Annotated in this window: 14 protein-coding genes and 1 pseudogene; 3 read left to right on the top strand and 12 right to left on the bottom strand. The window is 36.4% G+C overall.

The window, feature by feature from the left end:
- The first annotated feature begins 3 nt into the window (after positions 1 to 3).
- On the top strand, positions 4 to 1,113 hold the full coding sequence (gene mtnA / locus G9G53_RS03095) for an S-methyl-5-thioribose-1-phosphate isomerase (protein WP_165145261.1): 1,110 nt from the start codon (positions 4 to 6) through the stop codon (positions 1,111 to 1,113).
- 148 nt (positions 1,114 to 1,261) lie between these two features.
- Here the strand turns inward: mtnA and G9G53_RS03090 are convergent.
- The 3 genes and pseudogenes from G9G53_RS03090 to G9G53_RS03080 form a co-directional block, all read right to left on the bottom strand.
- Positions 1,262 to 1,462 (bottom strand): annotated as a pseudogene (locus G9G53_RS03090) (YunC family protein); the annotation flags it as partial.
- Positions 1,463 to 1,537: 75 nt separating this feature from the next.
- On the bottom strand, positions 1,538 to 2,665 hold the full coding sequence (locus G9G53_RS03085; protein ID WP_165145258.1) for a site-specific integrase: 1,128 nt from the start codon (positions 2,663 to 2,665) through the stop codon (positions 1,538 to 1,540).
- Between the two features lie 99 nt (positions 2,666 to 2,764).
- A complete protein-coding gene (locus tag G9G53_RS03080) occupies positions 2,765 to 2,950 on the bottom strand; it encodes a helix-turn-helix domain-containing protein (protein ID WP_013309546.1) in 186 nt (61 codons plus the stop codon).
- 290 nt (positions 2,951 to 3,240) lie between these two features.
- On the opposite strand from G9G53_RS03080, the gene G9G53_RS26870 reads away from it, so the two are divergent.
- Entirely contained in the window at positions 3,241 to 3,633 is a 393-nt protein-coding gene (locus tag G9G53_RS26870; protein ID WP_425312577.1) for a competence protein ComK, read from the top strand.
- Positions 3,634 to 3,784: 151 nt separating this feature from the next.
- Here G9G53_RS26870 and G9G53_RS03075 read toward each other — a convergent pair whose 3' ends face one another.
- Together G9G53_RS03075 and G9G53_RS03070 are read right to left on the bottom strand one after the other, a co-directional pair.
- Positions 3,785 to 6,133 (bottom strand): hypothetical protein, encoded by a 2,349-nt coding sequence (locus tag G9G53_RS03075; RefSeq protein WP_165145255.1) that lies wholly within the window; start codon positions 6,131 to 6,133, stop codon positions 3,785 to 3,787.
- An 899-nt stretch (positions 6,134 to 7,032) separates the two neighbouring features.
- Positions 7,033 to 7,764: a hypothetical protein gene (locus tag G9G53_RS03070; RefSeq protein ID WP_165145252.1), complete on the bottom strand. Its 732-nt coding sequence runs from the start codon at positions 7,762 to 7,764 to the stop codon at positions 7,033 to 7,035.
- A gap of 135 nt (positions 7,765 to 7,899) precedes the next feature.
- Between G9G53_RS03070 and G9G53_RS03065 the strand changes: the two genes are divergently transcribed.
- Positions 7,900 to 8,253 carry a hypothetical protein gene (locus G9G53_RS03065; RefSeq protein WP_165145249.1) on the top strand — a complete coding sequence of 118 codons (354 nt, stop codon included), beginning with the start codon at positions 7,900 to 7,902 and terminating at the stop codon, positions 8,251 to 8,253.
- A 550-nt stretch (positions 8,254 to 8,803) separates the two neighbouring features.
- Here G9G53_RS03065 and G9G53_RS03060 read toward each other — a convergent pair.
- The 7 genes from G9G53_RS03060 to G9G53_RS03025 all read right to left on the bottom strand — a co-directional run bounded on the left by G9G53_RS03060 (position 8,804) and on the right by G9G53_RS03025 (position 15,037).
- Positions 8,804 to 9,088, bottom strand: a complete 285-nt coding sequence (locus tag G9G53_RS03060) for a contact-dependent growth inhibition system immunity protein (RefSeq protein ID WP_165145246.1) — start codon at positions 9,086 to 9,088, stop codon at positions 8,804 to 8,806.
- 256 nt (positions 9,089 to 9,344) lie between these two features.
- On the bottom strand, positions 9,345 to 9,641 hold the full coding sequence (locus G9G53_RS03055; RefSeq protein ID WP_165145243.1) for a hypothetical protein: 297 nt from the start codon (positions 9,639 to 9,641) through the stop codon (positions 9,345 to 9,347).
- Complete coding sequence (locus G9G53_RS03050) at positions 9,641 to 10,858, bottom strand: FtsX-like permease family protein (protein WP_165145240.1); 1,218 nt, start codon at positions 10,856 to 10,858, stop codon at positions 9,641 to 9,643. Before G9G53_RS03050 ends, G9G53_RS03055 begins: the two co-directional genes overlap by 1 nt.
- 6 nt (positions 10,859 to 10,864) lie before the next feature.
- Entirely contained in the window at positions 10,865 to 11,431 is a 567-nt protein-coding gene (locus tag G9G53_RS03045; protein ID WP_165145237.1) for an FtsX-like permease family protein, read from the bottom strand.
- A gap of 527 nt (positions 11,432 to 11,958) precedes the next feature.
- Positions 11,959 to 12,405, bottom strand: coding sequence for a hypothetical protein (locus G9G53_RS03040; protein ID WP_039272836.1), 447 nt, complete (start codon positions 12,403 to 12,405; stop codon positions 11,959 to 11,961).
- 1,178 nt (positions 12,406 to 13,583) lie between these two features.
- Complete coding sequence (locus G9G53_RS03030; RefSeq protein ID WP_165145235.1) at positions 13,584 to 13,838, bottom strand: CPCC family cysteine-rich protein; 255 nt, start codon at positions 13,836 to 13,838, stop codon at positions 13,584 to 13,586.
- 20 nt (positions 13,839 to 13,858) lie between these two features.
- Positions 13,859 to 15,037, bottom strand: a complete 1,179-nt coding sequence (locus G9G53_RS03025; protein WP_165145233.1) for a WXG100 family type VII secretion target — start codon at positions 15,035 to 15,037, stop codon at positions 13,859 to 13,861.
- Positions 15,038 to 15,263 lie beyond the last annotated feature (226 nt).

Here is a 15,263-nt window from a genome sequence, read left to right as displayed (position 1 = left end):
AATATGAGTGAAAAGAAAGAATCGGCGCCCGTGACCTCTGGGAAAGCTGCAGTGTCCAGTCAGGCTCTATCTTCGCTGGTGTGGAAAGGCAACCACTTGTCCATGCTGGATCAGCGTCTGCTACCCGAAACGATTGTCATGCTGGATTTATTCACGGCTGATGAAGTTTGGGATGGCATACATGCCATGAAGGTACGCGGTGCGCCCGCCATCGGGATGGCTGCGGCCTACGGCGTTGTGCTGGGGGCTTCCGCCTACAGCGGCATCGACGCTGATGGGTGGCTGGAGCATGTACACGCCGTGTGCGGACATTTGGCTACTTCACGGCCGACGGCAGTGAACCTGTTCTGGGCCCTGGATCGCATGAAGAAGCGGGCTGGGGAACTCATCGTTGAAGCTAGCGGAGGACGGATCGAAGACTGGAATGCCGGGCTGGAGCGTGAAGCCATAGCCATTCAGGCAGAGGACGAAGAAGTATGCCGCCAGATCGGCATCCATGCTTTACCTCTGTTCGAGGACGGGATGGGCGTACTCACTCACTGCAATGCAGGCGGATTGGCGACAGCCAAATACGGGACAGCGCTCGCTCCGATGTACCTTGCGCAGGAGAACGGCATCCACCTCAAAGTATTTGCCGACGAAACCCGCCCCGTGCTGCAAGGTGCGCGCCTGACTGCTTTCGAGCTTCAGCAGGCAGGCATTGATGTCACCCTGCTCTGTGACAATATGGCGGGCATGGTGATGTCCAAAGGATGGGTACAGGCCGTTATTGTCGGCACAGATAGAGTCGCTGCTAATGGCGATGTCGCCAACAAAATCGGTACCTATAGCCTAGCTGTGCTAGCGAAGGCGCATGACATTCCTTTTTATGTCGCTTCGCCACTATCTACCATTGATTTGCAGACCGCAACAGGCGCAGATATTCCGATTGAGGAGCGTTCTGCGGAGGAAGTTACCGAAAGCTTTGGTAAACGGACCGCCCCGCAGGGCATCAAAGTCTACAATCCAGCTTTCGATGTTACACCTCATGAGTACATTACCGCCATCATTACCGAAAAAGGGATTGTCCAAGCACCCTTTAGCGACAACCTCCCCGCTTTGTTTGCCGATTAATCGTTCTTGCAGATCATACCGTTCGTATAAAGCCGAATAATCTGCTCGATAGAGTGTAACTTTTCATAGAAAAAAACCGGAGCCAAAAAGTCCGGTTTTTTTCGGTTCTTGTTCCTCTACTTTTATGCAACATTGCACATAGGCTTCACTACACCAGTTTCAATAGTGCTTCATAGCCTGGCATCCCTGGTTTAATCCCCAGTTGCTCGGCTTCTGCCGTCACTGACTCCATCGGCGCTTCCAACAGTTCCTTTAGTGTTTTTACCCCCACAGCTCGTGCGGCCAGGATTTTCCGATCCGCCAGCCGTTCATTGAGCAATCCAACATCCAGCGCACCACACATGATGTGAACCATCAGAAAAGCCTTTTATATCAACAGTTTTTAGGCAACAACCCATTTGAGTTCACAAAAAGGTCACAAAAATCACAACATGATCATCTGCTCAAGCTCATCGGCTACCTCTTGTTGCATACTAGGAAGTACATGACTGTACGTATCCAGCGTGACAGATATCTTACTGTGACCTAATCTCTCTGAGATCACTTTGACATTCATTTTCTTTTCCAACAGCATCGTCGCATGGGTATGCCTCATATCATGGAAACGGATATGCGGAAGCTTGGCACTTAAAACATCTCTTTTATAAGCCTTGGACAAATTAGCAGGGAACACTGTTTTACCATTTTTTAAGTTGAAAATAACAATATCCATATCGATAAAAGCGTCTCCAAACTCTCTTTTCCACTTTACTTTGTAAACTTCATGTAGCCTACGCTGTTCTTCAAGAATTGCAATCAGTTGATTAGGTATAGATATTTTACGTTCCCCGGCGGTAGTTTTAGCTCCAGATTTGATCCGAGTTCCATAATGAGCAAGCGTTTGTCTAATGATAATTGTCTTTGATTCAAAATCAATATCCTTCCATCTTAATCCTAAAATCTCCCCTTGCCGCATTCCTGCTAATAAAGCGAGTCCATAAACACAATGATAACGATCTTCTTTGGTACATTGGAGAAAATGATTCACTTGTTCCAGCGTCCAAATAGACATTTCTTTTTTTATTCGCTTGGGAAGTGTCACTTTTCGCATGGGATTTTCTTCTATGAAGCCATATTCAATTGCCTTATCAAATACTTTTTTGACCATCGTTGTAATGCGATCTATCGTATTCCTCGCAAAATTCTTCTTGTGCAACTCATTCACGAAATTTTGACATTTCAATAAATCAAAATTTTGCAACTTTATTTTTCCGAATTTAGGCTTAATATGATTTTTGAAATACAACTTGTTATTGTAAAGCGTTGTTTCTCCACATTCATGAATCCGGATGTTATCCAGCCAGTAAACCATAAACTCATTGAGTGTAGTGTTATCTTTCCTGATATATTCTTTATTCTTCACATCATTCTGAAGCTCAATCATCTTATCATTTGCTTCACGTTTTGTCTTAAAGCCTTTTCTGCGGATTTGCCGCCTCTTCCCCGTTTCATCGTAATAACCGAAAACAAAATCCCATTTTTTTGTCTTCTCATTAACAAAAGGTTCTGCCATTTAAAACTCCCTTCTTGTGACAATAAGAAAGGAGGTCAAGCATGTGACTAAAAGTAATCATACCACATGAAAGCCTCCCTATAACCTACTTGTAATCAGCTATAATCGACCTTTCATCCAGTCTTCAAACACATCTTCATGCACCAGATATCTGGTTCCTAATTTTATGGTGTAAAACTGCTTGGATTTAATTAACTCATATGCCTTGTCTCGCCCAATTCCCATCTTACGCATAATATCGGTCACACCAATCATAACTCTTCCACTTTCCATCGTTTTAGTCATCACGCTCACCTCAAAATACTCCTATGTATGTTTTAATTTGTCCTATTCCATTCCTTGTTTAACTACTTCATAAATCTTGCCGTGCTATTTCTCAACTTCTTATGTATAGACTCTAGCTTGTCTTCTTAGCTTCCAAATTTATAGTCTTCCCTCTTGTGCTAATCGAAACCATATACGCCCTAAAACAACATTTACGCCTGTGTGAGGCCACTCTATGTTCATGCTCACTCTGCTGGTCAATCTTTAAATACAACAACTGATTGTAAAATGCCAATTTTATAAACTATCCATTGAACATTAACCAGAGAAATCCATACATTAAAGCGATTAGTCCTATAATACCGAACAAGCAAAAAAGTAAAAGTATAAGAACAAATTTTTTACCTTCCATAATAACCACCTCATTAAAGAATATAAAACAGGTAGAAGAAATCGACTACTTCATTTCATCTAATTCTACAAACCGCCTCTATGGTAAAGTCTATGCTGCTTGCATGGGAAACGTAAAGATGAGTCCCCAAATTAATTTTAACGCTCATAACCCTATAGATTTATCTATGAATAAACAGGTGTTGTTCTTCCCTATACAAATACCCATCCCAAAACGAAGCATCTTGATTTCTTATAGACTAATCAGAAAAAAAAGATCACTAAAGACAAGTCAAACATCTATTTATTTTTGACTAATACTTTGCTTATTCTGTTATCTACCTGTCAACTAAATGTGCCTATTAAAGCACCTCATAATGTTACTACTCTTTAGTCTAATGATATGAGGTGCTTAGGAACAGCAATTTAGTTGACACTTCTATAATCAGATTATCAATATAAAGTTTAATCTCTGCATTTAAGAACATTAGATACATATTGTCTCGAACATCCAACTAATGAAGCTATCTGAGCATTAGATAGACTTAAATCATGTTGCTTTAATCGTAGGATATGTGAAGCTTTGTCTTCTAATTGTTTACCTTGTTCTGATATTTCTTGATGATAAACGAAACCTTTTATATGTATAGGAATGTCAAACTGCTTTCTCAACAGCTTATTTACTCTTGCCCTACGATACTCCTGATTAGAAATAATTGCTGGTACATTCACAGATAGTTTTTTAGCTAGAAACCCATAACGCCACTTCTGAAATCCAACATCATTATCTAGTACAGCTAATGAATCTAATTCATCCGACTTCTTTTTAGGTATGTACTTGAAGCTGTCTTTGTATCGTTGCTTCATATTGAAATCTGAGATATCTATATGCTCAATAATCTCATTGTCATATGTCCATCCCTTGACCTGAATTAACTCATTTACAATTCGCTTAATTTCCTGTGAAATGGATTGATTTAGACCGGGTATCTCCTCTTCTGATCGGTCAGGGAAAACACGATTTCCCTCTTCTACTCCACACAGGCTGATCAATTGTTCACGATTAAAGTTTGAAATTGTTAAATGATTCTGATAAAAGAGTTGGCTCATCTCTTCAGCTAGTATAAGCCGTTCAGTATCCATGCTAACTATCTCATAATATCTCGCTATATTATTATAATGGAGATTACTATTCTTACGAGATTCCTTTTGATACTGTTCAATTCTTCTTTGCATTTCATCGGGTAATTGGTCAACCCCAACACAATTGAGCAGATACATAAATATCATGATTACTACTTTGGTATTGGCCTTATTAATGCTGTGTAAATCTGAATTCTCGCTTAATAACTCCTCTATGACCTTCCTCATTGGTGCGAACACAATAGCGTTACTTGAATCCATATTCCTCATTTTAGAAAGTTGGGGAAGTTTTCTCCTTGCTATCTCATGGATCTGGATCAGCAGCCCCAATGTACCTTTAGTTTTCAGAAACTTCGTTAGGTATGGATAGTTCTCTTGTAAATCTATGTCGTACTTGAATCGTTCCAGAAACTCAATGTTAAATTCAATAAGTCTCTCTTGATCTAATTGCCATTCTGTTTTAACCTCGGCAATATTGTACAATTCTTTTAAATAGTCGAATGCTTTATGTATAGGAAGCCTTGTTATTCTCTCTATAATCTGAACAATATTATAATGGACTCCACATCGAGAACTGTGGCATTTATAAAACCACTTATCGTCATAGGAGTATATGTTTCCGCTGGTTGGATTGCTGCTATTGTGAAAAATACAATACAACCTATCAGAGTCTATCCCAAGTAGGTGCTTTAAATTTTGCTTCTTCAAGAATTGCCTGATATCATCCCGGTCTATATAGCACAGATCATCTTGGTTATCTAATCCTAGCCTTTTCTTTAGTTCTGGAATTCCTTCAAACCCTTTGCTGATTATAGGGATGTTACCGATATTCATTGAAGAATAATCTATCCCTACTCTGGATGGAAGACCTTTCTTTTTTGATAGGAGCTTAGTATTATATGTGGGTGCTTTACGTGAATTAACACATAACAAAGTGTCTGTTTGAACATGTACCTTCTCAACAACTTTCCTAAGACGAATAATCAAATCTTCTGCATCATACCTGACACTTCGATTCCATTCCTCAAGCTTTATTGTAAATGGATCATTTGAATCTTTAAGATGTAAAGTGTCAGGTACTCTCAGCAATCGAGCTGTATTCTTTACAGCCATATCCCCGTTATATATGTAAATTAAAAGCCCTTCTAGTGTTTCAAATTGGTGTCTCTGTGTATCTTTATTGAGCAAATAATATACATGAAACCCATTTTTCGTTTCCACAATTGCGCTTGGAGGAATCCCACGTTGTTTTAATTCAGAAACACGACACCTGAATATCTGCTTATAGTTGAGTTTCTCGGTTTTATTAAGCGAATAAAATTTGGATTTTACCTTCTCCTGTAATTCATTAGGGCTTCCAGTAAACCCAGCAGCAACAAATGCATACTCAATCTCATCTTTGATATCCATATCGATAAAATAAGCACGAAATTCAGTTATGTTATCATTTTTGTAACCGCCACCATTAGGCAAAAAGTAAATACCGTAACCGTTTTTATTCCATTCCTCAAATTCTTCGTTTGCTTCTTTGCTGTAGTATTTCATTTTACTTTTATAAACCTTACTTTTAAGCAAGCGTTCTTCTTCATTACCTTCAAATATGTATGAAAAATTTGTTTTTCCGTTGTTAGCTGTAACTTGGATAAAATCTCGTGTCTGTTCATAAGCCAAAACTATATACTTCTCCCTTCAATTTTTATACTAAAAAATATCTTTGACTAAAGATAAATAAAGAAAGCAAAATCATGAGTCACTCCACTTTTATTATAGAGCTATCCTATTTCTTTATAATAAAATTTTCAAAGATCGCACAACAAATAAACTTAACGAGCCATTTCAGATAGAACAAATAAAAACAATATTAAGTTTACCAATATTAAAACTATTTTAATTCCATCTATCCAATCTAGTAGGCATTCTATCTACTTGCTGTATTTTAAAATCTACTTTTTAATTGTAACCGTGGTAAAGCAATATGTATTGTCAACTACTTAACTTTCATTCTCTTTGATTCCGTTTCACCTTCGCCCCACTTTGTTTCTCCTTTTCTTTGTGATTCCAACTGAAGCCTGTCACGCTTTGGTTGATATATCCATAGTATATCATGGGAATATATCTGTCAACAGAAGATTGAAATAATCCAATTTTTTTACAATCTGAAGTTGTGCGTGTGCATCGGCATGTGAATATCAGAAATGTATATAATAAAGAAAAAATTTGAGTCGCTATTAATTGGCTCTAATTGAACCCACTCTATTCATTTTCTCCAATGCTTTCAGCAACATCTTTTAGATGATACTTTGGGTCTCTCCAATAGTATTGGCGACATCCTTTATAGACCACCGTCCAAAGGTCGGGCGCTCTGTCGACCACCAAATACAACAATTTTCTCGCGTGGAATATTGGAGCAAGGTGAATGCAAATACTATTCCCCTTTATTCAGATTAAATTACTATAAAAAAGTTCACCCCATTTTCCTGGAGTGAACTTTCATATTGCCATCTCATTAATCTTTCTAACCTGAAAATACTTTTTCCTACATTATATGAGATAGTACATTACAATTCAGATTAGTAATTTACATCTATTGGATACTCAATGTTAATAGGTTTTTTTGTTCCATTAACATAAGTGTACCCAGCATTTTCCGCTTGTCTTCCTTGGTAAACATTACCAAGATAATAATCATAATAATTATATCGAACAACAGTTGTATTATACTGATCGTAGTTGATAGCTGCGTAATAGTTTCTTGTTTTGTACGGTGAGCTTTCAGGAGGGCCAGAGTATACATCTGTAGTATTGTAAGTTTTAGACACTGTACCACTTACATTTCCTGTCAGACTTTCCTTAACTATATATGCAATATTTGCATCAACCGTTGCTGTAATTGAAACTGTTCCACTTACTGTAAGGCTAGAACTACGTGTTGCAGTTCGTCCTTTGGCTACACTAACAATAAGTGTTTGTTTTTGAATTGGCCCAACAGAATATCCAGTAATTTTGTTACTACCAAGTGCATACTCTGACTTCACATAAACGCGGTGATCCCCAGCTTGAGGTGTTATCACAGAATTTTTCTCAACGAGCTTTGGATCAACAAATTCAACACGCGCGTTCGGATTCCCTTGTTGTTCAAATCTGGTAATTGCAGATGATGGAACATCTTGAATACTGGACTCTGTAATTTCAGCGGTTGTGTTTTGAATGGCATTGTCTGAATTTTCTTCAGCAAAAGACACTGGAGCAAAGACAGCTAGAGCAGTTGATAGGGATAAAATTACTGCGGTAAGTTTCTTCAAAAATCATCATCCTTTTTTCTAATTTTTGTAATAAAATGTATTTATTCTGCATAAAAATTCTATTTCCTTCTTTTTGTAGCATAAATTTAGAAAAAAATGCCATAGTATAAATATCATTACCAAGGAGTGGTGCAAATGAATAAAGATAAAGATTTCAAAATAGTAATATCCTCAATAATACTTGGTGGTTCTTTTATAATTGGAAGCTATATTAATGCACATTTTAGTTCCAACGAAAAAATTCTTACCCCTCAGATATCGCAATCTTCTTTAAGCGATAGCGTTTTAAACAAAGAAGAAGCAGCAGCATATCTAAAGATTCCCGTGACACAACTAGACAATATTATAAAAAGAGACACAGAACAAAAAAAGAAACTATCGGTTTATGACACTTATCAATTTATTCCTTACGCTGATCTAGATGGACATATAGTATTTCAAAAAGATAACTTAAATAAATGGTTGGATTTCATCACGCAAAAAAAATAATGCCATCAACGTTTGCTTCGGGGTTACAAAAGTATACTTAAAATACGGAACGTCTGATCTTCTAAAACAGACTCTACAAAAAGAAGTATAAGTTGTACTATTATATCTTTATACCTTTATAAGGAGAGATATTATGAATTATAGAGTTACTGACACTCATGTTTATGTCTTGGATTCCCATGATACAATTCACGATGTACTGTGCTTCCCTAGATCAAACCAAGACTATAAAGATTTAGTTGATATGACAGTGAAACACATGAGATAACAAACATTGACGATTTTAAAGTATTTGACCACAGTCGAGTGACTGCTCCTTCAAAGGGCGGTTTCTTTTACACCCAGGAGTTCCTAATCCCTATCTTAAAACTGGTAAATGAGAATAAACTGTAAGATGAACACAAAAGGACTCTGCCAACATAATACATGGCTGGAGTCCTTTTGCTTTGAGGAATATTCATGATGGTGCTTTAAATTCCTCCGTGGTGACCTGTTAGTTCGTAATTAGACCTTTTTGTCGTATTTATTCTATCGCTCTACAAGATAATTTTTATTTATCTCCGTGTAATTTTGTCAGTAACAACTCAATCATGCGCTCAATCTTTTTAATGTTCAAATTTTTTTGTCCATATAAATAAACAAATTCTTGTACACTATCCCAAGTCTTTAGTTCATTTATTTCTTCGATCTCCTGAGTCAGACCTTCAACATAAGCAGGTAACTCCCTACTTTTGAACTCCTCAATTAAGTTCTCTAAATCAGCGAAATCCATACTCCAATTAAAGTAACTCTCTATAAAATACTTCAAATTTTCATAACTCACTTCTTGTTTCATATATTACTCTCCTCTTTTATTTAAATACAGGATAACCCGTAATAATTCTATATCCGATAGGCATAGAGGAATCTTTTACTAAATACAGTTGGGACTTTGATAAGTCATTTGTTACATGCTTTGAAGATGAGTTTCCTCCATTCTTTGAATATGGAGATCAGCAGCAATTTGACATAAAAATGCCACATCCAATTAACAGGGATGTGGCATTCTATTTTGGTTGTAACTTTACACTAAAGCATTTGTAGTATATTCGCTACACAGGAACGATTTTTCCATCTACTATTGAATATAATTTCTTGCATATATTTGCAACAACTTGATTATGAGTTACCATTGCAATTGTGACACCCGATCTATTAAGAGCTTGAAGTATTTCCAATATGTCTGATTCTGCTGACTCGTCTAAAGCACCTGTTGGCTCATCTGCCAAAATTATTTTCGGTTTTCTGATAAGCGCCAAATCTCCATGATCTACATTGAAAGAGGCGTCGGAAAGTATCACTCTTGAACCGTAAGATTTATTTATATTCTTTAATGCAATTACACTCATTAGTTCCCACCTCGTATTGTTTTCGACAACTTTATTCTATTCACAGAAATACATGGAGGAATAAAAGATAGTAGTGAAAGTGTGAAGCTGAAAATAAGTAGAATAGGAATATTTATATTTTGAGAAATCATAAATGAAAACAAAGCTGCAATACATAATGATACCAAATTAACAAAAAATATCTCAAAAAGAATTGAAAGATTTATTACTGCTCTTCTTGTACCGTTTGCAATCATGATTCCATATGTGTATTTACGGAGAGTGATTTTAGCTATGAGATTTGTTGAAATGCTGAATAGCGAAACAAAAGCAATGACAAATGAAAATATAAATAGAACTTTTTGTAATTGCTCTCCTTCTAGCCCCCACATCGTAAGATAAAAATTTGAGACTCCTTCTACAACATATGGCTCGACATCAAGTTGTAAACTTTTTTGCGTGAACAGATCTTGGATTTTTTGTGCCGAAAGAGAAGATTGGATGTAGCCACTTGTTTTATCCAAAAATAGTTTTAACATAAAACTTCTATCTTGTGCATGAATATTGTCTACTTCCAACGATGGGAATACAACAAGTTTATCCAAGTATTTCAAAGCGTATCCATTATTATAAAAGCTGTGCTGCCCCAAAAAGCCAATTACTTTACACTTTAAATTTACTCCCATATATCCCACGTGTATGATTTGTTTCAACTTAAAATAATCTTTATATTCATAACCCAAAATTATAGGAATAACGTCATTTTTAACGTTATAATCTCCAGCTTGAAATAATCTACCTTCAGAAGTCTGGATAGCAAAATGGTCAATAAACTGTTGATTCACTTGAATACTTTCATATGCGTCTGGGGTTTCGTGTCCAGCTTCATATCCATATTGAAACTTTGCAGGCAAGCCTTGCACATCTAGAAAAAGATTTTGTCTGCTTGCAATAATGTACTTAAAACTTGGATTCGTTTTTTCCCACTCGTACAGCTCATTTAAGACCTTGAGGTTATCCGATTGAGCAAGAAAGTTTTTCTCCTCATCATTGAAAAAATTGTCATTAACCTTGTATAAAGAGGAGGTAGCATTTTGAACATTTGATGCAAGTTCATGTGTATGTGTAGCCAAGCTTAATGTCAAAATAACCAAAATGTACGAAGCAGTACATTGTAAGATGGAAAGTATGGTTTTTCGTTTATGTTGTTTTAATGAATCAATAAGCAAATTGAGCATCACAGATCACCTTTGTGTCATCTTAATATAAGAGATACCGATCACTAAAAATGAAAACAATAAAAGCAGGATCGTCGCCCCTAACATAGCCGGTTGAAGGCTTAGCTCGACATCATGCATATATTTTCCGAAAAACCAAGAAGAGCCAAGAGCCGATATTAAGCTCAACAATAGTATTGGGAAAAAATCTTTCCACACATCTATTAATATTTTCTTTTTAGTGTAACCGTTGCTCCATTTGATCTTCATTTCAGTATTCTTTTTTTCGTTCCAAAAGATCATTACCGATAAGCTATTTACAAAGAGTACGAAAATAAAAATTATGGATGTAATTAATTGATTTTTACCTCTATCAATTAGATGCAAAATATTAACATTTTCCTTATTGTATACAGAAACTTGCCCAAACATTTTTTCGTTGCCAATAAAATTCAAACCATTTTGTATGGTTGAACTGCTAACAATATATTCAACACTGGAAGTGATATTATCGGCACTCAAGTTCAGTAAAATTGTCCGATCTATTCTAGTAGGTATATTGTAACCAATAATCCCTATGACCTCATAATCCATATGATTATATTCGACATATTTTTTTCATTTATGGTTTTATTTATGGGGACATCTCTACCAATAACTGCAACATGCGAATTAGATATGAAATCAGATTCAGAAAAAAACCTTCCACTTATTAAATTGGGTGGAACATAGTCTCCCTTATATATAACACCTCGAATATCCTCTCCTTGCCCGTAAAACCTTCCGAATAATACAGTATCATTTGGTAATGCCTCATATAAAGAAGTAAAGTCAAGTTCAGTTTTTGATGTTTTGAAAAACAAGGCATTATCATCATAAAAGTTATTGCTTAGTTTTTTACGAGATTTACGTTTTCATTATAAAACAATGTAAATAAGCAAGAGAAACTGAACAGGGTAATAGCGATAAATAAAAGCACATCTAAAACTTTGAAACGAGTTATACGAATATTGTTCATAATGTATCCTCCAAGGTAGGTAACAAGGTGAATTGTTTGGTGAATTTTTTATTATAGAATTACTAAAAACAGAGATTCATATCAGAAATAATTCGTTGAAAAATTAGATACCGTAGTATGTTTTGGCTACACCGGATCTGAGTGCGTTATAGTTTTCCCAATCAGAACGAGCATAGGATCTTCCTTGGTTGGCGCTCCATACTCGTCCAGAATCTCCATACACTGATCCAGTCAATTGTTCAAAACGTGCTCTCGTATAACTGTCTAGCTTTGTCTTCCCTTGCTGGGCCTGAGTGTTTCCCCAAACCTGTCTGTTGTTTCCATCCCAATCAATTCCGTGATTGTGATCGTATGTTATAGAAGCATTGTCTAATGGAGTAATTGAATTAACAGTTACGTTACTAGGGATATGCAATTCTTCCTTGGTTGAGATCACCAAGTTTGGATCAACTGCTTGGTTAGGTTCTGCCGCACTGTCGGCAGCATACGCGGGAACACTCGCTAATAAAAGACATGAACTCAATGCAAGGCCCATAATTTTTTTCTTCATGAATAAATAAACTCCCTTTCTTCTAAATTCACCTTGATACCCATGAAAAATTATACTTCTAGTCCATTTTCTTGTAAAGTAGGATTATCAATCCACGTGTGTGGTTCTTTTGAAAAAGTAGTGATTCATTAGCAATATCCTCCTGTGTTTTGCCAAAGTCAAATTATTTGACTTTTTATCTTTTCGTGAATGCTGATTTCCCCTATCTCATAAGTTATCTCCTCTCCAACTCAGCAATGACTTAGCAAGTTTTCAGCAATACAAAAAAGGTTAGACGGACAATTCCATCTAACCTTCACACAAATTTTTTATGATTTATTGATCTTCCTTGCTTCCCATTGACTCGTTTTAGGAATGATTAAAATCCTCTGCGGTAACCTGTAGGGTTCGCAATTAGACCCATTTGCTTATATGAGATTGTTAAAGCAGTGTTTTTAAGGTTTGAGTTGTACGTGTGGTCTGCTTTTTTAGCTATTGAATTACTAACACCTGCTGCTTGTATGCTTGCTCCAAAAACAAAAACAAAGAAAAAGACAATAAAAAGTATGTTATTTTTCTCATAAATATTCCTCTTCATCCTTCCTTGATATAATTACTGACCAAATTCAGATTGATATTGGAGCAAGACAAGTTAAAGTTGACGCACTTGTTTTGAATCAAGGTGTATGCAAATACCATCCCCCTTTATTGAGATTAGATAACTATATAAAAAAAGCTCACTCCCATTTTTATTATTAAAGGAGCAAGCTCACAAATAAATTATTTTGTAACATTAATTATCTTTTCAGCAATTAACAGACATTCTTCAATACTTTTATCGAATTCCTTTTTAAAAGATTGAGCAAATACAAAATGAATCTGCTGCTAATTCTTCTATAGAGTTTGTTTCCTTACTTTTTTCATATATTTTACGTATTTCTGAATAATATTCATCTTCTAGTAGAGATATATTTCACTTGGGTTCCATTCATTAATCATTTGTACGATATCACTGTTCATTTCTTCTATATAACCTTATTTCACGGAATTTAGCTGTTGAACAGTACTTTTAAAAAAACAAATGATTCCTACCATTACCCTGTAAGAGGGGATTTTCCATACTTCACTACAGAATCCACCAAATTCCGTACTAGTAATTCTCACCAAACGTATCTCATCCTCTAAGACTCGCTTTTATATTAATCACTCTCAGTATTGTTTTCTGGAAGTTCTTCCGATACTGGTTTTCTGACCTTATCTATAAATCTCTCTTCGGAAGCTCCAAAAGTTTTATAATTTTTTTGCGCTATGTTCAAAGAAATCTTATTTGCTCCCATGACTATATCAGGATTATTGTGTGCAACAGTATCATACTGCCAATAACAAACTTCACAGATATCAAAATCCTCTTCAACTGTAAAATTACCGCAACAAGGGCATTTTTTCGTATCCATCTTAATTGCCTCTCTTTATTTTATTTTGGACTATATAAACTAATTTGCTCTAACCAGTATTCCAACCCATCCTCAGGTTTGAAATAAGTTGAGATTCCTCCGTACTTATTAATTATCCCAAATTCATTTGTAGCAGAATCATATCTGAAGTATGTTCCTTCGTTTGAGACAAAAGTCTGAGTTGTGGACGTTGGGCGTTTTTCTAAAAATTCTCTTGCATCATGTAAATATGATTCTGGTGAATCATAATCGTGCTTATTGGCATGTTTATCTAATGTACTTTTACCTTTACTATTCATAAAATCCACTTCTGGATTACGAGTTCCGTCATAGGGTTTAGCATAATTCCCCCCTTCGTCCCCCCCCTTAAGAGCATGAGGCGTACTCTCTGGCTTAGCTCCCGAAGAAGAAGTAGATTTAGCTGAGCCGCCACCCTCTCCTTTCCCCATCTGCCACAATTCTGCTGAGCTTTCTCCTACTCCTTTTGCACTTTTAACCGCAGTTGTAGCTCCATGCGCCGCCAAAGCTGCCGACCCAATTAATCCGGGTACCCCAATTATACTCCCTACACCTGTAGATGAAATAGCAACGGATAATCCTTCTCCACCTAATCCAGCTACTACCTCACCTGCACCTTGCAATGTTGTAGCTACATTTCCGAGAATTTCTCCTACTTTAGCTGCCATGGGATGATCATAATTCCGTTCTTTATCAGGCCATATCCCCAATGTCAAATTCCCCTGAATAGCTCCTTTTGCTCCCTGTGCAGTATCCCAAAGGATTTCTCTTTGAAGTTTGCTAGCTTCCAATTGAGCTTCAGACTTGGTAATCTCAGCTTGTCCAATCTGTTCAAAGATTTTATGTAACCAACCTTCACCTGTGGATGCCGTTTTAACAGGGGTGTCAAGCCACGGCACATCCAGTACAACTTTTTCCCCGTCCACCTGTGTAAAACTTTTTGAAATAAAGATGAGTTCTTGTGCAACCATAGATAATCGCTCAAGCGTCACACTCATGGATTGTCGAGAAACCTGAAATTCCTGAAAAAATCTCTCTTGGGTGGCTCCAGACCAGCCTTGTTGGACAAAATCAATTCGTCCATTCAAAAGATTCAGCATACGTTCCATTTCATGCTTTCCGTGTAAGAACTGATCAGCAACTTCCATCAGTTTGTCAGGTGAAACTAATATTCTCCCCATTCTACCACGCCCACTTTAATTTTGATGGAAATAATCTTATCAGAAGGGGCGATTTAGGGAAATCCATCTACTATCCTGTTATTTCCTTTTTATATTATGTGACCAATGGACTGAAATAAACAGGTTACTATGTCAAAAGTATTATACCTCTTGTTATAAGTTACATGAATCAACGTAGGTAGCACTACTATTAGCATGAATGAAAATATTTAATGATCTGATGACT

The sequence above is a fragment of the Paenibacillus sp. EKM206P genome (assembly GCF_011066155.1).
GTDB lineage: Bacteria > Bacillota > Bacilli > Paenibacillales > Paenibacillaceae > Paenibacillus > Paenibacillus polymyxa_D.
The sequence above is the reverse complement of the archived record's forward strand: the minus strand, read 5'-3'. Positions and strand labels throughout refer to the sequence as shown.